17 protein-coding genes and 3 pseudogenes are annotated in these 17,234 nt (G+C 59.2%); 9 read left to right on the top strand and 11 right to left on the bottom strand.

Annotated elements, in window-relative coordinates; all coding sequences use genetic code 11:
• Nucleotides 1-68: 68 nt before the first annotated feature.
• From NKJ75_RS14775 to NKJ75_RS14760, 4 genes are all read right to left on the bottom strand, one after another.
• A complete protein-coding gene (locus NKJ75_RS14775; RefSeq protein WP_023744416.1) occupies nt 69-365 on the bottom strand; it encodes a hypothetical protein in 297 nt (98 codons plus the stop codon).
• Complete coding sequence (locus NKJ75_RS14770; RefSeq protein WP_352499865.1) at nt 352-1,797, bottom strand: type II and III secretion system protein family protein; 1,446 nt, start codon at nt 1,795-1,797, stop codon at nt 352-354. Before NKJ75_RS14770 ends, NKJ75_RS14775 begins: the two co-directional genes overlap by 14 nt.
• Nucleotides 1,798-1,847: 50 nt before the next feature.
• On the bottom strand, nt 1,848-2,888 hold the full coding sequence (cpaB, locus tag NKJ75_RS14765; protein WP_352499864.1) for a Flp pilus assembly protein CpaB: 1,041 nt from the start codon (nt 2,886-2,888) through the stop codon (nt 1,848-1,850).
• Nucleotides 2,889-2,988: 100 nt separating this feature from the next.
• On the bottom strand, nt 2,989-3,210 hold the full coding sequence (locus NKJ75_RS14760; protein WP_023833466.1) for a Flp family type IVb pilin: 222 nt from the start codon (nt 3,208-3,210) through the stop codon (nt 2,989-2,991).
• Between the two features lie 531 nt (nt 3,211-3,741).
• On the opposite strand from NKJ75_RS14760, the gene NKJ75_RS14755 reads away from it, so the two are divergent.
• The 5 genes from NKJ75_RS14755 to NKJ75_RS14735 are packed head-to-tail and all read left to right on the top strand — an operon-like array spanning nt 3,742 to nt 8,214.
• The gene (locus NKJ75_RS14755) at nt 3,742-5,130 is read left to right on the top strand and encodes a TadA family conjugal transfer-associated ATPase (RefSeq protein WP_023833467.1); all 1,389 of its coding nucleotides are present in this window, start codon (nt 3,742-3,744) and stop codon (nt 5,128-5,130) included.
• Entirely contained in the window at nt 5,130-6,101 is a 972-nt protein-coding gene (locus tag NKJ75_RS14750) for a type II secretion system F family protein (protein WP_023744411.1), read from the top strand. Before NKJ75_RS14755 ends, NKJ75_RS14750 begins: the two co-directional genes overlap by 1 nt.
• 46 nt (nt 6,102-6,147) lie before the next feature.
• Nucleotides 6,148-7,068: a type II secretion system F family protein gene (locus NKJ75_RS14745; protein ID WP_245265748.1), complete on the top strand. Its 921-nt coding sequence runs from the start codon at nt 6,148-6,150 to the stop codon at nt 7,066-7,068.
• Between the two features lie 53 nt (nt 7,069-7,121).
• Nucleotides 7,122-7,673, top strand: a complete 552-nt coding sequence (locus NKJ75_RS14740) for a tetratricopeptide repeat protein (protein WP_352499863.1) — start codon at nt 7,122-7,124, stop codon at nt 7,671-7,673.
• Nucleotide 7,674: 1 nt separating this feature from the next.
• Nucleotides 7,675-8,214, top strand: coding sequence for a prepilin peptidase (locus NKJ75_RS14735; RefSeq protein ID WP_023744408.1), 540 nt, complete (start codon nt 7,675-7,677; stop codon nt 8,212-8,214).
• Nucleotides 8,215-8,492: 278 nt separating this feature from the next.
• On the opposite strand, the pseudogene NKJ75_RS14730 reads toward NKJ75_RS14735, so the two are convergent.
• From NKJ75_RS14730 to NKJ75_RS14720, 3 genes and pseudogenes are all read right to left on the bottom strand, one after another.
• Nucleotides 8,493-8,688, bottom strand: a pseudogene (locus NKJ75_RS14730) (winged helix-turn-helix domain-containing protein); the annotation flags it as partial.
• A gap of 942 nt (nt 8,689-9,630) precedes the next feature.
• Nucleotides 9,631-10,131, bottom strand: coding sequence for a hypothetical protein (locus tag NKJ75_RS14725; protein WP_155923512.1), 501 nt, complete (start codon nt 10,129-10,131; stop codon nt 9,631-9,633).
• 93 nt (nt 10,132-10,224) lie between these two features.
• On the bottom strand, nt 10,225-10,464 hold the full coding sequence (locus NKJ75_RS14720; protein ID WP_023706903.1) for an exopolysaccharide production repressor protein: 240 nt from the start codon (nt 10,462-10,464) through the stop codon (nt 10,225-10,227).
• 293 nt (nt 10,465-10,757) lie between these two features.
• Here NKJ75_RS14720 and NKJ75_RS14715 point away from each other — a divergent pair, with 293 nt between their 5' ends.
• Nucleotides 10,758-10,943, top strand: coding sequence for a hypothetical protein (locus NKJ75_RS14715; protein WP_023833470.1), 186 nt, complete (start codon nt 10,758-10,760; stop codon nt 10,941-10,943).
• Nucleotides 10,944-11,137: 194 nt separating this feature from the next.
• Here NKJ75_RS14715 and NKJ75_RS14710 read toward each other — a convergent pair whose 3' ends face one another.
• Nucleotides 11,138-11,323, bottom strand: a complete 186-nt coding sequence (locus NKJ75_RS14710; protein ID WP_081726024.1) for a DUF768 domain-containing protein — start codon at nt 11,321-11,323, stop codon at nt 11,138-11,140.
• A gap of 1,161 nt (nt 11,324-12,484) precedes the next feature.
• On the opposite strand from NKJ75_RS14710, the gene NKJ75_RS14705 reads away from it, so the two are divergent.
• Nucleotides 12,485-12,643 (top strand): hypothetical protein, encoded by a 159-nt coding sequence (locus NKJ75_RS14705; protein ID WP_023706897.1) that lies wholly within the window; start codon nt 12,485-12,487, stop codon nt 12,641-12,643.
• Here the strand turns inward: NKJ75_RS14705 and NKJ75_RS14700 are convergent, their stop codons facing one another.
• On the bottom strand, nt 12,644-13,387 hold the full coding sequence (locus NKJ75_RS14700; RefSeq protein WP_352499862.1) for a hypothetical protein: 744 nt from the start codon (nt 13,385-13,387) through the stop codon (nt 12,644-12,646).
• Between the two features lie 308 nt (nt 13,388-13,695).
• Here NKJ75_RS14700 and NKJ75_RS14695 point away from each other — a divergent pair, with 308 nt between their 5' ends.
• Both NKJ75_RS14695 and NKJ75_RS14690 read left to right on the top strand, forming a co-directional pair.
• Nucleotides 13,696-13,845 carry a hypothetical protein gene (locus NKJ75_RS14695; RefSeq protein WP_023833475.1) on the top strand — a complete coding sequence of 50 codons (150 nt, stop codon included), beginning with the start codon at nt 13,696-13,698 and terminating at the stop codon, nt 13,843-13,845.
• Between the two features lie 649 nt (nt 13,846-14,494).
• Complete coding sequence (locus NKJ75_RS14690; protein ID WP_352499861.1) at nt 14,495-15,451, top strand: AAA family ATPase; 957 nt, start codon at nt 14,495-14,497, stop codon at nt 15,449-15,451.
• Here the strand turns inward: NKJ75_RS14690 and NKJ75_RS14685 are convergent.
• Together NKJ75_RS14685 and NKJ75_RS14680 are read right to left on the bottom strand one after the other, a co-directional pair.
• Nucleotides 15,448-15,884 (bottom strand): annotated as a pseudogene (locus NKJ75_RS14685) (hypothetical protein); the annotation flags it as partial. The gene NKJ75_RS14690 and the pseudogene NKJ75_RS14685 overlap by 4 nt on opposite strands.
• Nucleotides 15,885-16,217: 333 nt before the next feature.
• Nucleotides 16,218-16,697, bottom strand: a pseudogene (locus NKJ75_RS14680) (toprim domain-containing protein); the annotation flags it as partial.
• Nucleotides 16,698-17,234 lie beyond the last annotated feature (537 nt).

Here is a 17,234-nt window from a genome sequence, read left to right as displayed (position 1 = left end):
ACCCTACTCTCTGCTTCCTTGCACCAGGCCCCTCGCTCACCCGGCGCATTGCGACCGCATCCTTCTGTTCAATTCGCTCCGTTGTTCACCGCCCCGCCGACATTGACCGTGATCGCAGGCGGCGGCGGTGGTGGCGGCGGAAATTTGTAGCCCTGGGCAACAGCGGCAGCCCGCCTGCCGTCGCCTTCGATGTGTGTGTTCTTCGAGTTTGGGTTGAACGGATCGACCGTCTGCGCCAGCGAATTGTATTTCTGTGTGTCGCCGGCGGCCAGGGTCACCGAATCGTAATGGTTCAGATAGTCGGCGGCGCAGCTTGACAGCGCGCCGGCACACAAGAGGAGGATCAGGACGCTATTTCTTGACATAGAGCATCTTGTCCTTCGATTTGAAGTCCAGCATGTGGCCATAGGGTCCGGTCACGCCGTCGCCCGTTTCGTATTTGCGGATCATATCCTTGTTCACCTCCAGCTGACCGAGCACGAAGAATTCCGGATCGTTGGCCGGCCGTGTCTTGTCGAACGGGGTCGCCAGTTGTTCGCCGGGTTTCACCGGCCGCACGACGTGCGGCGTGACGATGACGACCAGTTCGGTCTCTTCCTTCTGGTTGCTCGAATTTCGGAACAGCGTCCCGATGACCGGCACCTGACCGAGCCATGGCACCTGGTTCTGCAGCTTGGTGGTCTTGCTGGACAACAGCCCGCCGACCGCGAAGCTCTGGCCGTCGCGCAATTCGACGACGGTATCAAGCTTGCGGTTGGTGAAGATCGGGTCGCCGGCGGTGGTGAAGCCGGTGAGGTCGCTCACTTCCGGCGCCAGCTTCATATGGATCTTGCCGTCGTCGAGTACGACCGGCGTGAACAGCAGATTGACGCCGAATTGCTTGTACGTGATGGTTATCTGGCCATCGGTGCCGATAACACGGATGGGCACTTCGCCGCCGGCATTGAAGCTGGCCGGCTCGCCCGAAAGCGTCGTAAGGTTGGGCTCAGCCAGCGTGCGTACCACACCCTTGGCCTCGAGTGCTTCGATAATCAGGTCCACCTTGATGTTGCTGTCGATAACCCGGGTGATCAAAGCCGCAAATGGATTGCTGCCCGACAAGAGGCCGCTGAGCAGATCGCCCGGGCCAAGCACCACGCCATCTTCGTCGGCGGCTGCAACACCCGTGCCTGTACGGGTTGTGCCGCTGCGATTCGTGCTCCTTATTGAAACACCAAGATCCCTACCGGCATTACGCTTGGCCTCAAGCACGCGAACCTCGAGATTGACCTGCTGGCTGTCGTCGACAATGACGGAATTTATAATGGCGTCGGGGCCATACTGCTGCGCCACCTCCAGGATTGACGCCAGCGTGGCTCCATCCTTGACGTGACCGCCGAGCCTGACCTTGCCGTTAATCGAGCCGATCTCGATGCGCGCCCGAGGCGCCACCTGACGGATCGCCTGCGCCATGTCGCTGACGTCGACACCGACTTCGATCTGGATGACGCCGAGCGAGCGCTTTTCCGGAGAGAAAAGATTGACGGTGGTGGTGCCGGCGCCTTTGCCGATGACATAAAGCGTCCGGTCGGTCATGGGCTGGGCATCGGCGATCTTCTCGTCGCCGACAACGATGTCGCCGAGATTGGCGCTCACCTGGAGCGTCACCGACTGTGACATCGGCAGGAAGATGCGATGGACGCTCGGGTTCGATACGTCGATGAACCGGTCGGCTGCTTCAGCCGCCGCAATCGACGTCAGCAGCGCAGCCAAACAGCACAGCGCGGCCGCCACTACCCTCATCCAAAACCCCTGCATACCCGTCTCCCAAACTGCTGCCGCCGGCAGCCCCGCTTCGCCGCGTCCCTTTATGGTTGTCGCGGCACATCATAGGATTCGAGCTTCACGCCGCGAAATACGCCCACTGTAACATTTTTCGGCGGTGCCGGCTCCAAATACTTGATAACTTCCTTGACGACTTCTTTTGATGCGGGTGCCGTCACTACGGCCGGAACCGGCTTGACTTTGCTCAACTGGTCGAGTTGGTTTCCCACCCTGTCCACGGCCTTTTCCAATCCGGCGATCTTGTCATCCGCGCGCTGGCGTTCGGCGGCGGCCGCGGCGTCGGCAGCGGCCTGTTTGTCAAGTTCGGCCTGCCTCTTCGCGACATCGTCCGGCGTCTCGCCGTTCAGATCGGAAAGCGTGACGCGTTCGGTCGCCTCGCCCTTGTTGGCGGCTGCCTGGCGCAGTGCAAGAGACAACTGCCCCGCACCGGCGGCCAGCGTCAGTCTCTGCGCGTCCTTTGTGGTGGCTTCGAGTGTCACCGACTTAACCACCGTCGGGTTGTCCTTGCTCACGTCAGCGACCTGGTCTACGGCGAGCACCTTCATGCTCTGCAGCAGAACGTCGACAAAACTCTTGTCCATGCCGTCATCGCCGCGCACCGAGCGCGTCAGCAGCACATCAACCCGGTCACCCGGGAAGACGAAGCCGGCGACGCCAAGCACGTCGTTGACGCGGATGGATACGGCCTTCATGCCTTCACCCAGCACCGCCGAAAGTGTGGCGCGCTGGCCTGGACCGGTGATCTTGGTGGCGAGCACCGGCTCGTTGGCGCTGATAGCCTGCAGCGCCTGCCTTGCGCCGTTGCCGGCCATCGCGTCCTTGGTGGTCTTGAACGCGCCTGCTGGTATTGCGCCGGCCGGCCACGGGATCTCGCGCAGCTTGTCCGCATCCAGCGTGTCGCCGAATTTCAGCGGCATTGCCGCAACGACGACCGTACTGGTCTGTGCTCCATTGGATTGCGCCATCGCAGTGCGCTGGCTCGCCAGCCAAAAATTGGCAAGCACAACCGCAAGTACGCCGAACACGCCGGCGAGGACAATCATGATAAGAGTATTGGCGCGCATCTCTCCACCCCAAAATCGCCCCCCAGGACGATGCTAGTTTCTTCCTGATGCAGAAAAAACCCGGGTCGAGATCGATCCCGACCCGGGAGTTCACTTCATATCACGGCGTGCAATCGCCACCAGTGGCGCCGGTAGCCGTGACGCCCTTGCCGTCGAGATTGGCGCAAAGGCCTGTAAACTGATCACCGACCCAGCCGCCGATGGCCAGGATCGCCAGCAGCGAGGCCGCAGCGATAATGCCGACCAAGATAGAATATTCGACCATAGCAGCGCCGTTTTCGTCGTCGCGGAACTGCCGGGTCATCGTCATGAGCTTCTTCATGTCAATTTCTCCCCTTGGAGGTTTGAACCCGACGAGACAGAGCCAAGGATGAACTCCATACCCAAGCATCCCCCGTCACCTCAATCCTAAGGCTCGCGAAAAAGCAGAGTCAAACGGGATTAACAATTCCTTAACCTTCCAATACCTATGCTCGCGAGTTCAAGGGCGACTTGAATCCTTACAAGAGCTTGATTCTGCTGATTTTTCAACCCTCCTTAACCATTCGTTCACAATTTGGCCGCAGCCAAGGCAGAACGATAGAAATATTAGCATACCTGCATATTCCTTTATATCTAAGGGTTTACGGAGATTTTTCACCCAGCATCTCATTTGTTGCGGCATGAAAGGTTCCGTGAGGTGGAAGTTGGGGTAGAGGGTTAAGCGGGCGGATCGAAATAAAACGATATTTTTCTGGCGTCCTCCTTAACTATGTTGAAAGCATTGGCCTCACGTGAGCCCCTCCAGCGCTTGTGCCTCGCTTGGTTAACGTTTAGTTTCCGCTAATAAGGGGCTAGCGGGGTATAAGGGATTATGCTGGGGCGGTTTATCAAGGGACCAAGCGAGCAGCAGGTCGCGACAAGAGCCGAGCAGCCGGCGGTGCTGCCTGTCGCTCCGGCCCTTTCGCCGACCGCTGATATTGAATCGCGCGGCGACGATTTCCTGACGCTCAAGGTCGAGCTTCATCGCCACCTGATCGATCGCTTCAATCTGACCGCCCTTGAAAATGCCTCCAAGGATGAAATCCTCAATGAGATCCGGCCGATCGTGCGTGAGTTCGTTCGCGGTCGAAACGTGCCGCTGAATGCCCGCGAGCTCGATCAACTGACCATCGACACGGCCGACGAGATGCTGGGGCTCGGTCCGATCGAGCCGCTGCTCAAGGACGATTCCATCACGGATATAATGATCAATACACACAAGCGTGTCTTCATCGAGCGGCGCGGCATGATCGAAGAGACGGCAATCCGATTTCGTGACGAGGCGCATCTGCTGCGCGTCATCAACAAGATCGTCTCCAATATCGGCCGCCGGGTCGATGAATCGTCGCCAATGGTTGACGCGCGCCTGGACGACGGCTCGCGCGTCAACATCGCGGTGCGGCCGATCTCGGTAGACGGTCCGCTGGTTTCAATCCGCAAATTCTCGAAGAATCCGTATTCGCTCGAACGACTGATGACGCTCAATTCAATCAAGCAGCCGATGATCGATCTGCTGCGGATTGCCGTTCAGGCGCGCAAGTCGATTCTGGTTTCGGGTGGCACCGGCAGCGGCAAGACGACGTTGCTTAACGCGCTGTCGAGCTACATTCCTTCCAGGGAACGCCTGATCACCATCGAGGACGCGGCGGAACTGCAATTGCAGCAACCGCATGTCGGGCGACTGGAAACCCGCCCGCCCAGTGTCGAGGGCAAGGGCGAGGTGCGCCAGCGCGAATTGGTCAAGAACGCGCTGCGCATGCGGCCCGATCGCATCATCGTCGGCGAGGTTCGTGGCGAGGAGGCCTTCGACATGCTGCAGGCGATGAACACCGGCCATGAAGGGTCGATGACCACTATTCACGCAAACACCCCGCGCGACGCGATATCGCGTCTGGAGCAGATGGTCGGCATGGCCGGCATGCCGATGACGCACGATTCCATTCGAGCGCAGATTGCTTCGGCCATCGACATTATCGTGCAGACGCAACGGCTCGCCGATGGAGGCAGGCGCGTAACGTCGATTTCCGAGATTACCGGCATGGAAGGCAATATCGTGCAGCTGCAGGAAATCTATCAATTCGTCCGCCGCGAGGTCGCGGCCGATGGCAAGATCATAGGTGATTTTCGCGCCACTGGCGTCCGGCCCCGGTTTGCAGCGGAAGCAGCGACGCTCGGCCATCATTTCACCAAGGACGCCTTCAATCCGCAGGTCGCCCTCTGATGCTGACCGGTCAGGGGCTGCTTTACTTCATCTATGTGCTTGCGGCGGCGTCGGTCATTCTCGCCGGCGAGGCTCTGTATCTTTCCTTTGCCGGTCGCCGTGCGGCAGCCGGGGCGATCAATCGTCGGTTGAAGAGATTGTCAGATGAAATTCCGGCTGAGCGGACTTTGCAAAACTTGCTGCGCGAGCGGGGACTGACGGAATCGGGGGACTTTCTTTTTGGCCTGGTAGGGCTGAATAGGCTCTATACCCAGTCCGGCATTACCGGAAATCCGCTGACATTCGGCGGGATGTTCGTCTGCGCTTCCTTGGCATTGGCGCTGCTGCTGTCATTCGTCTTGGGAAAGTCGTTCTTGCTCGCACTCGTCGTTTTTCTTGTTGTCGGGTTTGCGCTGCCCCTTCTCGTGCTTCGCCGGGCCCGCAGCAAGCGAATCCAGAAATTTGCGAAGCAACTCCCGAATGCACTCGACATGATCGTACGCTCGCTGCGCGCTGGACATCCGGCCTCAGTGGCAATTGGCCTTGTGGCGCGGGAAATGCCCGACCCCCTGGGAACCGAATTCGGAATCGTGTCCGACGAGATCACCTTTGGGCTCAGCATGGAACAGGCCGTGCGAAAACTGTCTCAGCGGGTAGGATTCGAGGGCCTCCACCTGCTTTCGATAGCGCTGTCAATTCAATCCAAGACCGGCGGCAATCTCACCGAAATACTGGCAAATCTCTCATCCGTGCTGCGTGAACGGCAAAAACTACGGATGAAAATCAGAGCGCTTTCGTCCGAGGGGCGAGTCTCGGCCTGGATCATCTCATTGTTTCCAATTGTGATGTTCTTGATCCTTCAGGTTACGGCTCCGTCTTATTATGGCAAAGTATGGCACGACCCGCTGATTGTCCCTGTTTTTGTTGGGTTTGGAGTGTGGGCCCTGTTGGGCGACTTCATCATGTATCGAATGGTCAATTTCGACTTCTGAGGAGCGAGCCATTAACCTGCTTTCCAACCCCAGCGACTTGGGCTTCATGGTCTCCATCGCCGTTTTCGTGGCGGCGGTGGCGCTTTTCCTGTTTGGCGCGCTTGTCTTCTTGCCGGCCCTGCAGACGCGAAAACTGGTCACGCAAAGCCTTGTAGGCGAAGGTGTGGTCGACGCCCGCTCGCTCGCGGGTCAGGAAGAACTGGCCAGGATTGCGGCGCAGCGACCTGTCGACGCATATTTTCGAACAATGGAAAAGGAGCGGCAGGAGCCCAGCGCGCTTGAAGCGAAGCTGTTTCGCGCCGGCTTCTATCAAGCGAGCGCTCCGTTGCTTTATACCCTGTCGCGGCTCGGCGCCGTGTGTGTCGGATTTTTGGCTGCCTACGCAATCCTGCCCCGGGTGTTGCCACCGCATTTACCCGGTTTCGTGGCTCTAGCCGGCTCCGCCTTGTTGGGGCTGGGGTGCATAGTGATCCCAGCCATTCTGCTCGATCGCTTCGAGAATGCTCAGAAGGAAACCTATCGTCGCGGGTTTCCAGATTTCATGGACATGATGATCACCTGCGCGGACGCCGGCATGAGCTTGGAAGCAGGGGTCGAGCGGGTCGGCGCGGAACTTGCCGCCACGCACAAATGGCTGGGTATTCAGTTGTCGATCATGAATCTGCAGCTGCGCGCCGGCAAGCCGTTGCGGGATGCGCTGCGCGAGCTCGCGGAACGCATCGGGCTTGAAGAGGCACGGGCTCTAGCCGTGCTGTTTAGGCAATCGGAAGAGCTTGGCACAAGCCTGACGGAGGCGCTGCGCGTCTACAGTGACGAAATGCGAGGCCAGAGAATCCTGACGGCAGAGGAGAAGGCCAACTCCTTGCCCGTCAAAATGATGATTCCGTTAGGGTTGTGCATCTTTCCTGTCGTGCTGATGGTCATCATGCTGCCGGTGATCATTCGCATGAAGGGCATTTTCTTCTAGTTGCGCATATGCTTTGGTCCTAATATGGGTCGGGGGACTCACGGGGAGATTGTATGAAAAGGCCAATTGCAGTCGTGGCCTGCCTGTTCATGGCGGCACTCGTCGGCTGCCAGACGAACGGGGCGGTCACCACCGACGGTGTCGTTCGCACCAACGAGCCTTCAAAAGGCGATGTGACTTCGTTTGGTGATGCGTTCGACGGACTGAAGACTGTCGGTGACGTCGAATATTATGCCTCGGACCAGGCCGTTGCCGAGGCCAAGAACCAGTTCCGGGCGGAAAATTACGGCAATGCCGGAGCGCTGTTCTACAAGGCGACGCAACTGGCACCCAACGATGGTGGCGCATGGATGGGCCTGGCCGCCTGCAGCGACCGCATCCACCGCTTCGACCTCGCCGACCGAGCCTACGCCCGAGCCTTCAAACTGGTTGGCGCGTCGCCCGAATATTACAACAATGTCGGCTATTCCTACCTGCTGCGCGGCAAGCTGCAGGACGCACGTGCGAATTTCCTCAAGGCCTATGAACTGGCGCCCAACGATCCGACCGTGGTCAACAATCTGAAGCTTCTGTCGTCCAGTGTGAAGAACGTCGAGCGGCAGTAGCATGCTGTTTTTTGGATCGGTACTGCTCAAGGCGCTCACCGTCCCGCTGCTCGCAAGAGTCGCCTGGCTCGATTTTACTACCCAGAAGATAGCCAATCGCGATGTACTGCTGCTGCTTGGCCTGGGCTTGGGGTCGCTTGCGCTTTTCTCGCTCTATTCGAGATCATGGTTTGGAATGGGGCTGAGCGCGGTTGCCGGGCTTCTGCTTTTTGTCATGCTTTTCCCGTTCTGGGGCCTGCGAAAGATCGGCGCCGGCGACGTCAAGCTGATGGCGGTTACGCCGTTCCTGATCGGCGGCGGCAATCTCGCCATGTTTTCAGTGTTGTTGCTGATCCTCGCCCTCGCCACCGCGGCGATCGTGAGAAACCCGCTTATGCTGCCGGCAGGCGCCTTCCGGCTCTTTGTCCAGCACTTGGACCGCAAGGGCGTCGTGCCGTTTGGCGTGCCGATTTCGGTCGCGGCAATCTGCACGATCGCGTTTGTGATCTACAAAAGTCTGGTGCTGGCGAGCAGCTCCGGAATCCTGGATCAGCTTAATTGAACCTCGGCAGTCCGCTCTGCTGCACGAAGCGCGCGCCGACGTAACCTTTGCTTAATGCCGAACTGGCAGTCTATCTGCCTATTGAGGGTGGGCTATGATACAGGATTACCGGTCGACAGTAGCCTGGTTGGCGGCTGGATTGATTGTTGGTGCCGTGGCGTTCCCGTTTGCGGCTGTTGTCAACAGACCGGCGACACTAACAATTATCAGCGCCGAACCGCCACCGCTCCCAATCATCAAAAAGACGTTCGTCCGAAAATGGCGCCGTACATAGGCGATCACTGGTGCCTGTCCCCAATACCGCGTACCGTCTGCAGCCAGACCGGATTGGACGGATCGCGCTCGATCTTGCGGCGCAGGCGGTTGATCTGGACGTCGATGGTGCGCTCGCCGACTTCCGAATCGTCACCGGCGAGTTCATAACGCGGCAATGGTTTCGCCGACCCGTGCGGCGAAGACCGCCAGGATCTCTTGCTAGCGGCCGCGCGCCCGCCGCCCCGCCTCAGTTCGCGCCTGCACAGCGTGCCATGCGTTCCCCAGCGCTCCTAACGACATTGGCACGATCATCGAAGGTTGCTTTAATGGCAGGTTCCAGATCGAAAAAAGGAAGAGAAGAAGAATCTGTGCGCTTTCTGCACACAGTCTCCCAAACTATCTGCTTTTGCAGGAGTCGCCTGGTGATGATCTGCCTCGGGAGCCGGCGATCGGCGCGGAGGCGACCATTCCTGGCAAAAAAATTTCCGGCTTCGCATGACCTTCCGCCGCAACACGGACAAGACGCTGCCGGCAAGGGGCTGAGCAATAAAAAGCCCGCCACCGTGAGGCAGCGGGTTCTCTTTCGGAAATGATGAGCTGCCTTTTACGGCCGGCCTTCATCGGGCGGGGTTGCGGATGCCTCTGGCCGGACATTCGACGTCATTGAAGCGAGGCACTCCTCCAGACGTTCCAGCCGCGCCTTCTGGCATCGCAGTGTGTGCGCGACGTCATGCAGCCTGGATTTACCCTGAGAGTTGGCGGCAGCGATCAAGTCTATTTGGAGCCGACTGATCTCGCTCCGCAGATCGCGAGCGTCAGCTTCCATCAGACCCCTGATCCATCCAGCCCCGCGCATTCCAGCACACCATCCACCGAGACCTGCGTCGCACGATAGCAGCGAGTTTGCTAACAACCATGCCATGAACCTTCTCGAATTTTATGCATTGCTAATATATAAAAAGCCCGCCACCGTCAGGCATCCGGGCAGTTTTTGCCCCGTCGGATCGGACTGTGAGGTTTGTCACAGACGCATCGACGTATCGGCGTAGGCTACGTGCAGTTTCCTGCAGGGGTAAAGGGAGTGGTCCCGATGCTTGTGAACCTTCCTATGCTTGTGAATCTTCCTCTTGTCGCAGTTGGTCCCCTTGCCGATTGGGTCCGTCATCGAGCCGAGCAGAACGCGCTGTTGAAGGCAACGGACGAGTTGAGCGCGTCACCAGACGACATGCTCAGCGACATCGGGATTTCCCGTGACGACATCACGACGTTTGCGTTCCGCAGCCCGGCGTCGAGACGTTGGGGCTGAGCAACAAAAAAGCCCGCCACCGTGAGGCTGCGAGCCAAATTATTCGAGAAGCAAACTGGATCGTTCCAGGTTCTGTAGCGCGGGAAGCGCGGCCGGTAGCCGAACACCCGGCCGAGGATGCGAATGCAAGAAGATGGCCCTCGTCCGCACACCAGGGAATCGAGAAGGAACGTCTCGTGCAGACTTCCCTTGGCGGCAAAGCGGCCCCCATAGCCTCGCCCGTGATTGTTGCACCAGCTCATGGTTTGCGGATGACCGCCTCCAAACATGGCGACCACAACGCACCCGTCCTCCAGTTCCGCGTCTGGATCAATGATAGGGCTTTCAGCCCGAAGCTCGGGGTAGGTGTCTGTCACCGCAAACACGTTGTAGGCCCACTTGCTGGCGGCACTGCGAGGCAAAACTGCTGCCCCAGGGTCACGTGACCGTGCCGAGATGATCGCGGGCTATCAGATGCCGTCGACGTTCTCTTGAGCCGCGACCGAAATTCGACTAGTCGAGTCAGCCGCTTCCGATGATCGCCAGTATATCAAGCAAACGACCAGCCCGGCGTACCCGACTTGCAGAACGATCAGCGCAAGGACCGCACAGCCGAGCGCGGTCCAAATTGAACCGGCTTCGATGTAGGTCCAGATCGCCACAATGATCGCAGTGGCAGACATGCCGACCAGGAACTGTGGAAAATACATTCCTCACGCATTTCATTAATTTAGCGATTGCACAATTAGCCGATTCTAAAATATCGCTGCAGCATGATGTCGCATCGGCTAGCACTACCCATCCACAGAAATGGTCGCTGCAGTCTTTGGGTGTGGGGCCGCACCGGCCACCGCGCGCGAAGATAGAGCCCCCGCGCTGCCTAGATATAGTCATATCAGCAATCACGCCATTAACCATGTAGGCGCTCCCAAGCCAAAACTCAGGGAATCCCTCTTGAAGGCTCAAACGAGAGGACAAGCTAATACCGTTGAGAGTCGCGGGCATGGACGACGGTATGGGCGAGCATCTTGGGGTTTTCGACCTTGACGCTTTGCGCAAGGCTTTCCTCGAGTTCGTAGAAGAGCATAAAACCACGGATCATCCTGAGTGGGGCGAACTCGCCAAGCTGTTCCTCGAAAATCAACGAGAGCGGCACCAAGAACCGGACCCTGCCCAGCCGGAGGGGTGAACGCACTAGCGCTGTGTGACCGGACCGGCGCAGAAGCCATGACCAGAACAAACCGGGGATTCACGGATTCGCGGTGTCGATCTACATTTGCTCTGAGATGGCATTGGCGTGGCGCTGGCCGGTTAGGTAAGCGAGCCCCTTGTCAGGCAGTCCGGCATGTAGGACATGACCGGCACGTCGGGGAAGCCTCAGGCTCAGTCCACCCTTTCGGCGACACGACGATTCACTTCGATAATCAATTCGAAGACGCTTTCAAGCTCGCCGTTGATCTCGTCGGCAGGAATCCCGGCCTTCTCGGCAGCTGTCATCAACTGGTCTTTCAAGTCGCCAACCGAGATGGGGTCTCCCCGCGCCACAATGGGCAGTTGTTGGCTACCCACTTATCGAGAAACCTCAGGCCACGGACGCTCATTTGTTAGCAACCTCTCATCCTTGACACTGCACCCGCCCGCGGCCGGGTGACACCCGATCGCATAAGCGTGACGATTCCCTCCTATGACTTCCCGCATGCGGTTGTCGATTCGACTTCGAAGGCCGTGATCGGCCAGATATGGAATTAGTCGGCCCGGTCACGCGCATCGGCGACAAGGTAACCGTCAGCCTGCGGCCACTGGTGACTGTCGACGCCGAGCACGTGCGCGTTGTTGAGAGCCATGTGGGGTCGCCACGGCGAAAAAAGCCGATTGTTAACAAAGCCTAACGGCGCTGCTTGAGGAGATCAAAGGCCTCGTCGCAGGGGCAGCCGCCGGAAAGAATGGGATTCGGGCCGCTTTGGATTATAATGCGGTTCCCGAGCCAGCACGGCGACAAGTACCGAGCAGTCGAGTTCCTCGTTGAACGAAAAGTGCGGGTCGGCCTCTGGCAAGATCTGAGCCAAGCGTAGCGATTTCAACCTGGCTGTCTTGGCGGCACGTTCTGTGCATTCAACCTCATTGATCGCTTTCGCGGACCGCACTGCACCTCGGCGTTCTCCCAGCCAACACATTTCCTGGTAGCCTCATTCTCACCTCCCCCCAACGCAAATTTCTACATTCGGATGAACCATGTCGCCCTTCATTCTGATGAAGCCCAAGCTGAAGCAGCGGACCAGATGGCCCGCGATTGTGGGCTCGCACCGCCCGGCGAGGTGACGCGAGCCCGGCCGAGTCTTGCGGGACCCTGGACAGGGACAGCACCGAGTGGCTGGTGTCGGCGCTCCTCGAGTTCCTCATGGAAGGCAAACACCCAGAAACACCAAAGATGACTGTTGAACCGGCCGCTGGCGCCGCCAGAGGCCGCGACCAAGTTCTAACCGCCATTTTTGAAGGCATAGCAGCAGCCTATCAAGCCAACGCTCTATGAAAACAATGATCCTTTGGACAATTGCGCGACCTTTGCAGAGACGGCACTAGCGTCGCTGGAGTCGACTGGCTTCAGAGTGGTGCGTTAAGCCACCTTTGCTGCCTGCACGGTTTCGGGTGAACCGTGCAGGTTGCCCAATGGGGCGACAGTGGAACAAACTGAGGATTCACATTCCCGGAGTTCCGATTTGGAATCATTCCATGGAAACGGTGTTCGATGATATCGCCAATGCCCTCAGAGAGCCCCGCTCAGACGTGTGGCGCCCAGTCCGCGCCTTCGCCCTCGATCTTGCCGCCAAGCTGTTCCTTGGCCTCGCTGTCGGCCTAGGCGTTTGCTTTGGAATGGCGCTGGCTGGTTAGCTATCTCGCTGCGGCCGACTGAAGTGCGACAGCTGCAAAATCTGCCGTTGAGTTTCCCGAAAACGTAGCAGTCTCTGATTCAGCGGAGGTCGAACTTGTTGATGCATGGATGCCAAGGAAATCCTTTCCACAAAGGGCACTAAAATCTTCGGTGACATTGCTCATGGACCCGGAGGTGGTGCCGGAAGCGATGAGCGAGATAAAAGCGATGCCATCGGCTGGAATGGTGATGGTAATCCTGTCGCCGCTTTCTGCAGCTATCGCGGCAGGTATCTCAGAAGCTCCAACCACTCTGTAAATCTGCGCCGTGACAGACGGGTTGCCGCCATCAAAAGTGAACCCGATGTCGGTCGACGTTGTGTTTTCCAATATGTCGCCGCTGCCGGCTGATATGAACCAGACCTCGGAATTGGCGCTTGAGGGCACATCATGACTGCGCACCAGGCGCCTTGCCCGAAGGTCGCCGACAGTTACGGTATCTAGCGTCCGCAACTCCCCGAAAAACTTCCATGAGACTTCGAGCCAGATATCCCTACCGGTAGCAACAGCACCAAGGTTTTTCGAGGGCGCCTTAACCGTGGGGCCAGGGACGAGCCCCCCAGTATTAAAGGCCGAGACAGCCGAGACCATGATCGGTGACGAGCGCTGTAAATTCTGAAAGCCAATGATCGCCGCCGTGATCGCCAACGCCGCCAGGACAAGGGCAATCGCTATCCAAACAACTGACCGGCGTCGATTTCGCATCGTTGCCCCAACCCTAGGGGAAATATCAACGTATTAGCAACTGCTTGTATTTCTCGTGAACCAGGATCATTCTTGCCGCACGGAGGCCACCAGTAACGATGGAAAAGGGGAACGTCATGGAATCCGTTTGCTACGCCCAAAGCTCGATCTGTTTGCTGTCGCTCTTAGTCAACACCACGATGGCGCTTATTGTTTTGACGCCATTCGCAGCGACGCGCCTGCTGGTGTTGAGGATGCGCGCGGACTCGGGCCGAAACCTTCAACTCGCCTAAGCGCCGTGGGCAAACCACGTTACCGAGGCGCAGATCATGCGATTAGTTCTGTTGATCCTTGCCGCCGTGTTCTACATCTGGGACAACGTTGGCGAACGCGCCACCGACGAGATCCGCACTCATCTACAACGCCCGCAGCGGCTAAGGGCTTCGGTGCAGTCGTATTCCTTCCAGACCTTACCCTGAAACATCTGCTGCGCAAAATGCCTCTTAGAATCGCTTGGACCCTTGCTGGCGGCCGCGGCTCGTTCGCGGCACATCAAGGACATGTTGGGGACCTGCCAGCCGCCTGGAGAGAAGCGGATGCGCGGCGCCGGCAAGGCCGCATCGACGTGTGCAGGAAGGGATGAGCGCAAAACCGACATTGGCAGGAAAACCCGGGTAAATGCCGAGGCAAGACCGGATCTGGATGGCATCGACTCCTTCGAGGATATGGGCCTGCTTCGGCTAATCCAATCCCTTAGCGTATAAAGCATGCGATATGGACCTGTCGGATTGTTTGTATTCAAACGTCTATTGCAACGCAATATCGTCGGCAAAGAACGTCCGAATGGGGCTGTCGGCGGCTCCGTCGTGGGAACGAAAAAGAAGAGAAGCAGGACTTCCGTGTGCGATTTCTGCACGGTCTCCCGCAACGTCTGATATTACTTATCTATCCGCTCCATCCATCATGGGTGCAATTCGATCGAGCCTCACGGCTCCGATTGTGGAAGAGCAGGCCATCCGATTTCTGTCCAGCCATATCCGTCGTCACTACTACCCTCCTTCCTGCCTTCCCTTTTCGTGCACAGACGTCAGTCATAGCCGTGCTACTGCATGATCAACGTTCGGGAGCGTGCCCGCCCTTCCCTGCCCCACAATTCGAGGCCGATGTTGCCAAATATCTCGGAGACGGCGTGCTTGCCTATTTCGGGTGGCCGATGGCTTACGAGGATCACGCAGAGCGTTCCATTCGGGCTGCCTCCAGGCCCTCGCCGCAGTCGAGGCCATCCAATCGCCCGACGGCGAGCAACCGAAGGCGCGTATTGGCATCGCATCGGGCCACGTGGTGGTCGGCGACATTGCGGGCAGCAGCGTGAACGAGCGCGCCTCAATCGCAGGGGACACACCCAATCTCGCGGCGCGCCTGCAAAGCGCTGCCGCTCCCGGTCAGATCGTCGTTGCCGACAGCACGCGTCGGCTCGCCGGGCAGTCCTTCGAGATCGAGAGCCTCGGTGAGCAGGAGTTGAAAGGCTTCAAATCGCCTATTGCCCTATTCGCGGTTCGTGGCGAGCGGGAGGTGGAAAGCCGGTTCGACGCAGCGCACGATCGCGCTTTGTCGAAGTTCGTCGGCCGAACCAGCGAAATCGGCATTCTGCTCGAGCGCTGGGAGTTGGCCGAAGCCGGCCAAGGCCAGGCGGTTTTCGTGTCGGGAGAAGCGGGCATCGGGAAGTCGCGCCTCGTGGATGCGCTCGAGGAACGGCTTTATGAGAGCCATCATGAGCTAATCCGGCTGCAGTGCTCCCCCTATCACATCACCTCAGCCTTCTACCCCATCATCCAACGCCTAAGCCGGCTTGCAGGCTTTTCATCCGCCGACAGCGAAGCCATGCGCGATGAAAAATTTCGCGCGATTGTTCAACGTTACGGGGAACATCCCTCGGAGGTCGGACCGATCTACGCCGAGTTGCTCTCGCTCGACCTCGGCGGCGCGTTCAAACCGCTCGATCTCTCCGCCCAACATCGTAAGGAACTCAGCGTCCACACATTGGCGAACCGCGTTCTGCTCGCGGCGAAGATTGCGCCGGCCTGATCGTAGTGGTTGGCCGCCTGGTCACGCATCAGGTCGAAGGCATCGCGCCGTCGATCATGGTCTGGCCCTGGGCGGTGAGTGTCTCGAGTTCAACCGCCTTGATCTCGCTGCCATCCTGTTCGCGCTGCAGGCAGCGCTGGGCATGCTCGTTGTCGTCCAGTTGCCGCTCGATCCGGTGTACAGCTCGGTGGAAGACATTGGTGACGGACCAGAGCAGGTCATCGAGGTCGGGTTCGAGGCGCGTGTCGGCCAAGGTGGCGATGAGAGCGTCATAGATGTCGGCCACGGCTCCGGCCACGTGGTCGCCGCTGGGAAGCAGTCGCGGGTCGGGCTCGTCGGCATAGGGGCGCCAGCCATAGAGCTGGAGTTCGGTGAGGATGTGAGCGGTCGGAGAAGCTGCGTGGTGCGGTTCGGTGTCGTCGTGCTCGGCCATGGGATGCTCCCGTCGGTTTGACCGCGCCCCTCGCGGCCTTCATGGCGACGAGAGCCCGTGGGCGGGTTGGCCGGACACCCGAAGCGAAGCGGAGAGCCGGAGCGTAGCGAAGGATGGCGGCGGCCGGCTATTTTGCATCGCGATGGAAAGGCGTCGCACCCTATCGCTGGCTTTCGCCAGCAATCGCGCGCCGCCGGAGAATAGTCGGCCGCCGCCATTGCCTGGCCGGCGAGCTTGTGGGCTGATCGCCCTCTCGAAGGCCGGATCGCGGTTCTCTACCGCATCCAGGCAACGCCGCCGGCACCGTGCGCCGCCGCACGCTTCCCTGCCGGCTCAAGTAAACCGCTTCAGATAGCGGAGGCAGTCCTTGCGCATCAGTTGGTCCGCAATCGGGGCACGGAAGGCGGCAAGTCCGAAACGGCCGAGGTCTTAGTTGAAGTCCTCCATAGCCGGCGACAGCACGATTGCCTCGATTCCGGCGTCGGTCGCGCGCTCCATCAGGCTGTCTCTGGCACCGTCACCGGCCGGATCGTTGTCGCGGATGACGTAGAGCCGCCGCAGGTTCGGAGGGAACAGGATGGCGGCAAGATGGGCTGCCGAGAGTGCTGCAGCCATCGCCATGTCAGGCAAGGCGCATCTGAGCGACAGCGTCGTCTCGACCTTCGCCTGCCGCCAGGACGCTGTCGGGTACGCCGAAGCGGACGCGTGACTCAGAAGGTCACCCATTGCCCGACGCGGCGTGTCGACGGGTGCCTTGCCGGCGCTGTCCCGTGCGAGCCAGGTGCGGTGCGCGCCGGTCAATCCGGCGTTTAACATCCGCTGAGTGTTTTCATTTTTAACGCAATCCCCGATTGGTAGACTCTCGCGATGCATCGGCAGCTACTGGCTCCGTCGGGCCGAGGGGGAGGCCGACGGGAGTAGCAACCATGCCCGTGCAGAAACAGGACTTTCGAACCAACAGGGCCGACTATGCAATTGCTGGCAAGAGCAGCGCGGATAGCGACCGCGATGAGTTGCTAGCAAGGAAAACGATGTCGCTCTGGCTCAGAGATAAGCGGTCAGCCAGATTGGCTGCAAACCCATCGGCTACCTTTCCCGGGCCGAAAGCCAGACCCCGCGGCTGAACAAGCGTTAGCCAACAACCTCACCCATAGGTAGGCCTCCGGTTGCGGTTGCGCGGCCGACCTTCGTGGCCTGGAATGAACATCAAGAACAAGGCCGGCGGTCGCGGCTGGCAGCCTTGCAACTAGGGCGCCGGCTTGCAGCGCCCATTAGGCGGAAATGCGAACGAAATAAGGGTCGTGCTGGGGCGCCGACAAGCGCGATCAAAACGAGCCTGATATGTAGAAA

Origin of the sequence: Mesorhizobium sp. M0058 (assembly GCF_040323095.1) — a bacterium.
Classification (GTDB): domain Bacteria; phylum Pseudomonadota; class Alphaproteobacteria; order Rhizobiales; family Rhizobiaceae; genus Mesorhizobium.
The sequence above is the reverse complement of the archived record's forward strand: the minus strand, read 5'-3'. Positions and strand labels throughout refer to the sequence as shown.

Coding starts and splice junctions, on each gene's coding strand:
- NKJ75_RS14775 (WP_023744416.1), bottom strand. CDS start 365: ATGTCAAGAAATAGCGTCCTGATCCTCCTCTTGTGTGCCGGCGCGCTG.
- NKJ75_RS14770 (WP_352499865.1), bottom strand. CDS start 1,797: ATGCAGGGGTTTTGGATGAGGGTAGTGGCGGCCGCGCTGTGCTGTTTG.
- cpaB (WP_352499864.1), bottom strand. CDS start 2,888: ATGCGCGCCAATACTCTTATCATGATTGTCCTCGCCGGCGTGTTCGGC.
- NKJ75_RS14760 (WP_023833466.1), bottom strand. CDS start 3,210: ATGAAGAAGCTCATGACGATGACCCGGCAGTTCCGCGACGACGAAAAC.
- NKJ75_RS14755 (WP_023833467.1), top strand. CDS start 3,742: ATGCTGGGGCGGTTTATCAAGGGACCAAGCGAGCAGCAGGTCGCGACA.
- NKJ75_RS14750 (WP_023744411.1), top strand. CDS start 5,130: ATGCTGACCGGTCAGGGGCTGCTTTACTTCATCTATGTGCTTGCGGCG.
- NKJ75_RS14745 (WP_245265748.1), top strand. CDS start 6,148: ATGGTCTCCATCGCCGTTTTCGTGGCGGCGGTGGCGCTTTTCCTGTTT.
- NKJ75_RS14740 (WP_352499863.1), top strand. CDS start 7,122: ATGAAAAGGCCAATTGCAGTCGTGGCCTGCCTGTTCATGGCGGCACTC.
- NKJ75_RS14735 (WP_023744408.1), top strand. CDS start 7,675: ATGCTGTTTTTTGGATCGGTACTGCTCAAGGCGCTCACCGTCCCGCTG.
- NKJ75_RS14720 (WP_023706903.1), bottom strand. CDS start 10,464: ATGTATTTTCCACAGTTCCTGGTCGGCATGTCTGCCACTGCGATCATT.
- NKJ75_RS14715 (WP_023833470.1), top strand. CDS start 10,758: ATGGACGACGGTATGGGCGAGCATCTTGGGGTTTTCGACCTTGACGCT.
- NKJ75_RS14705 (WP_023706897.1), top strand. CDS start 12,485: ATGGAAACGGTGTTCGATGATATCGCCAATGCCCTCAGAGAGCCCCGC.
- NKJ75_RS14700 (WP_352499862.1), bottom strand. CDS start 13,387: ATGCGAAATCGACGCCGGTCAGTTGTTTGGATAGCGATTGCCCTTGTC.
- NKJ75_RS14695 (WP_023833475.1), top strand. CDS start 13,696: ATGCGATTAGTTCTGTTGATCCTTGCCGCCGTGTTCTACATCTGGGAC.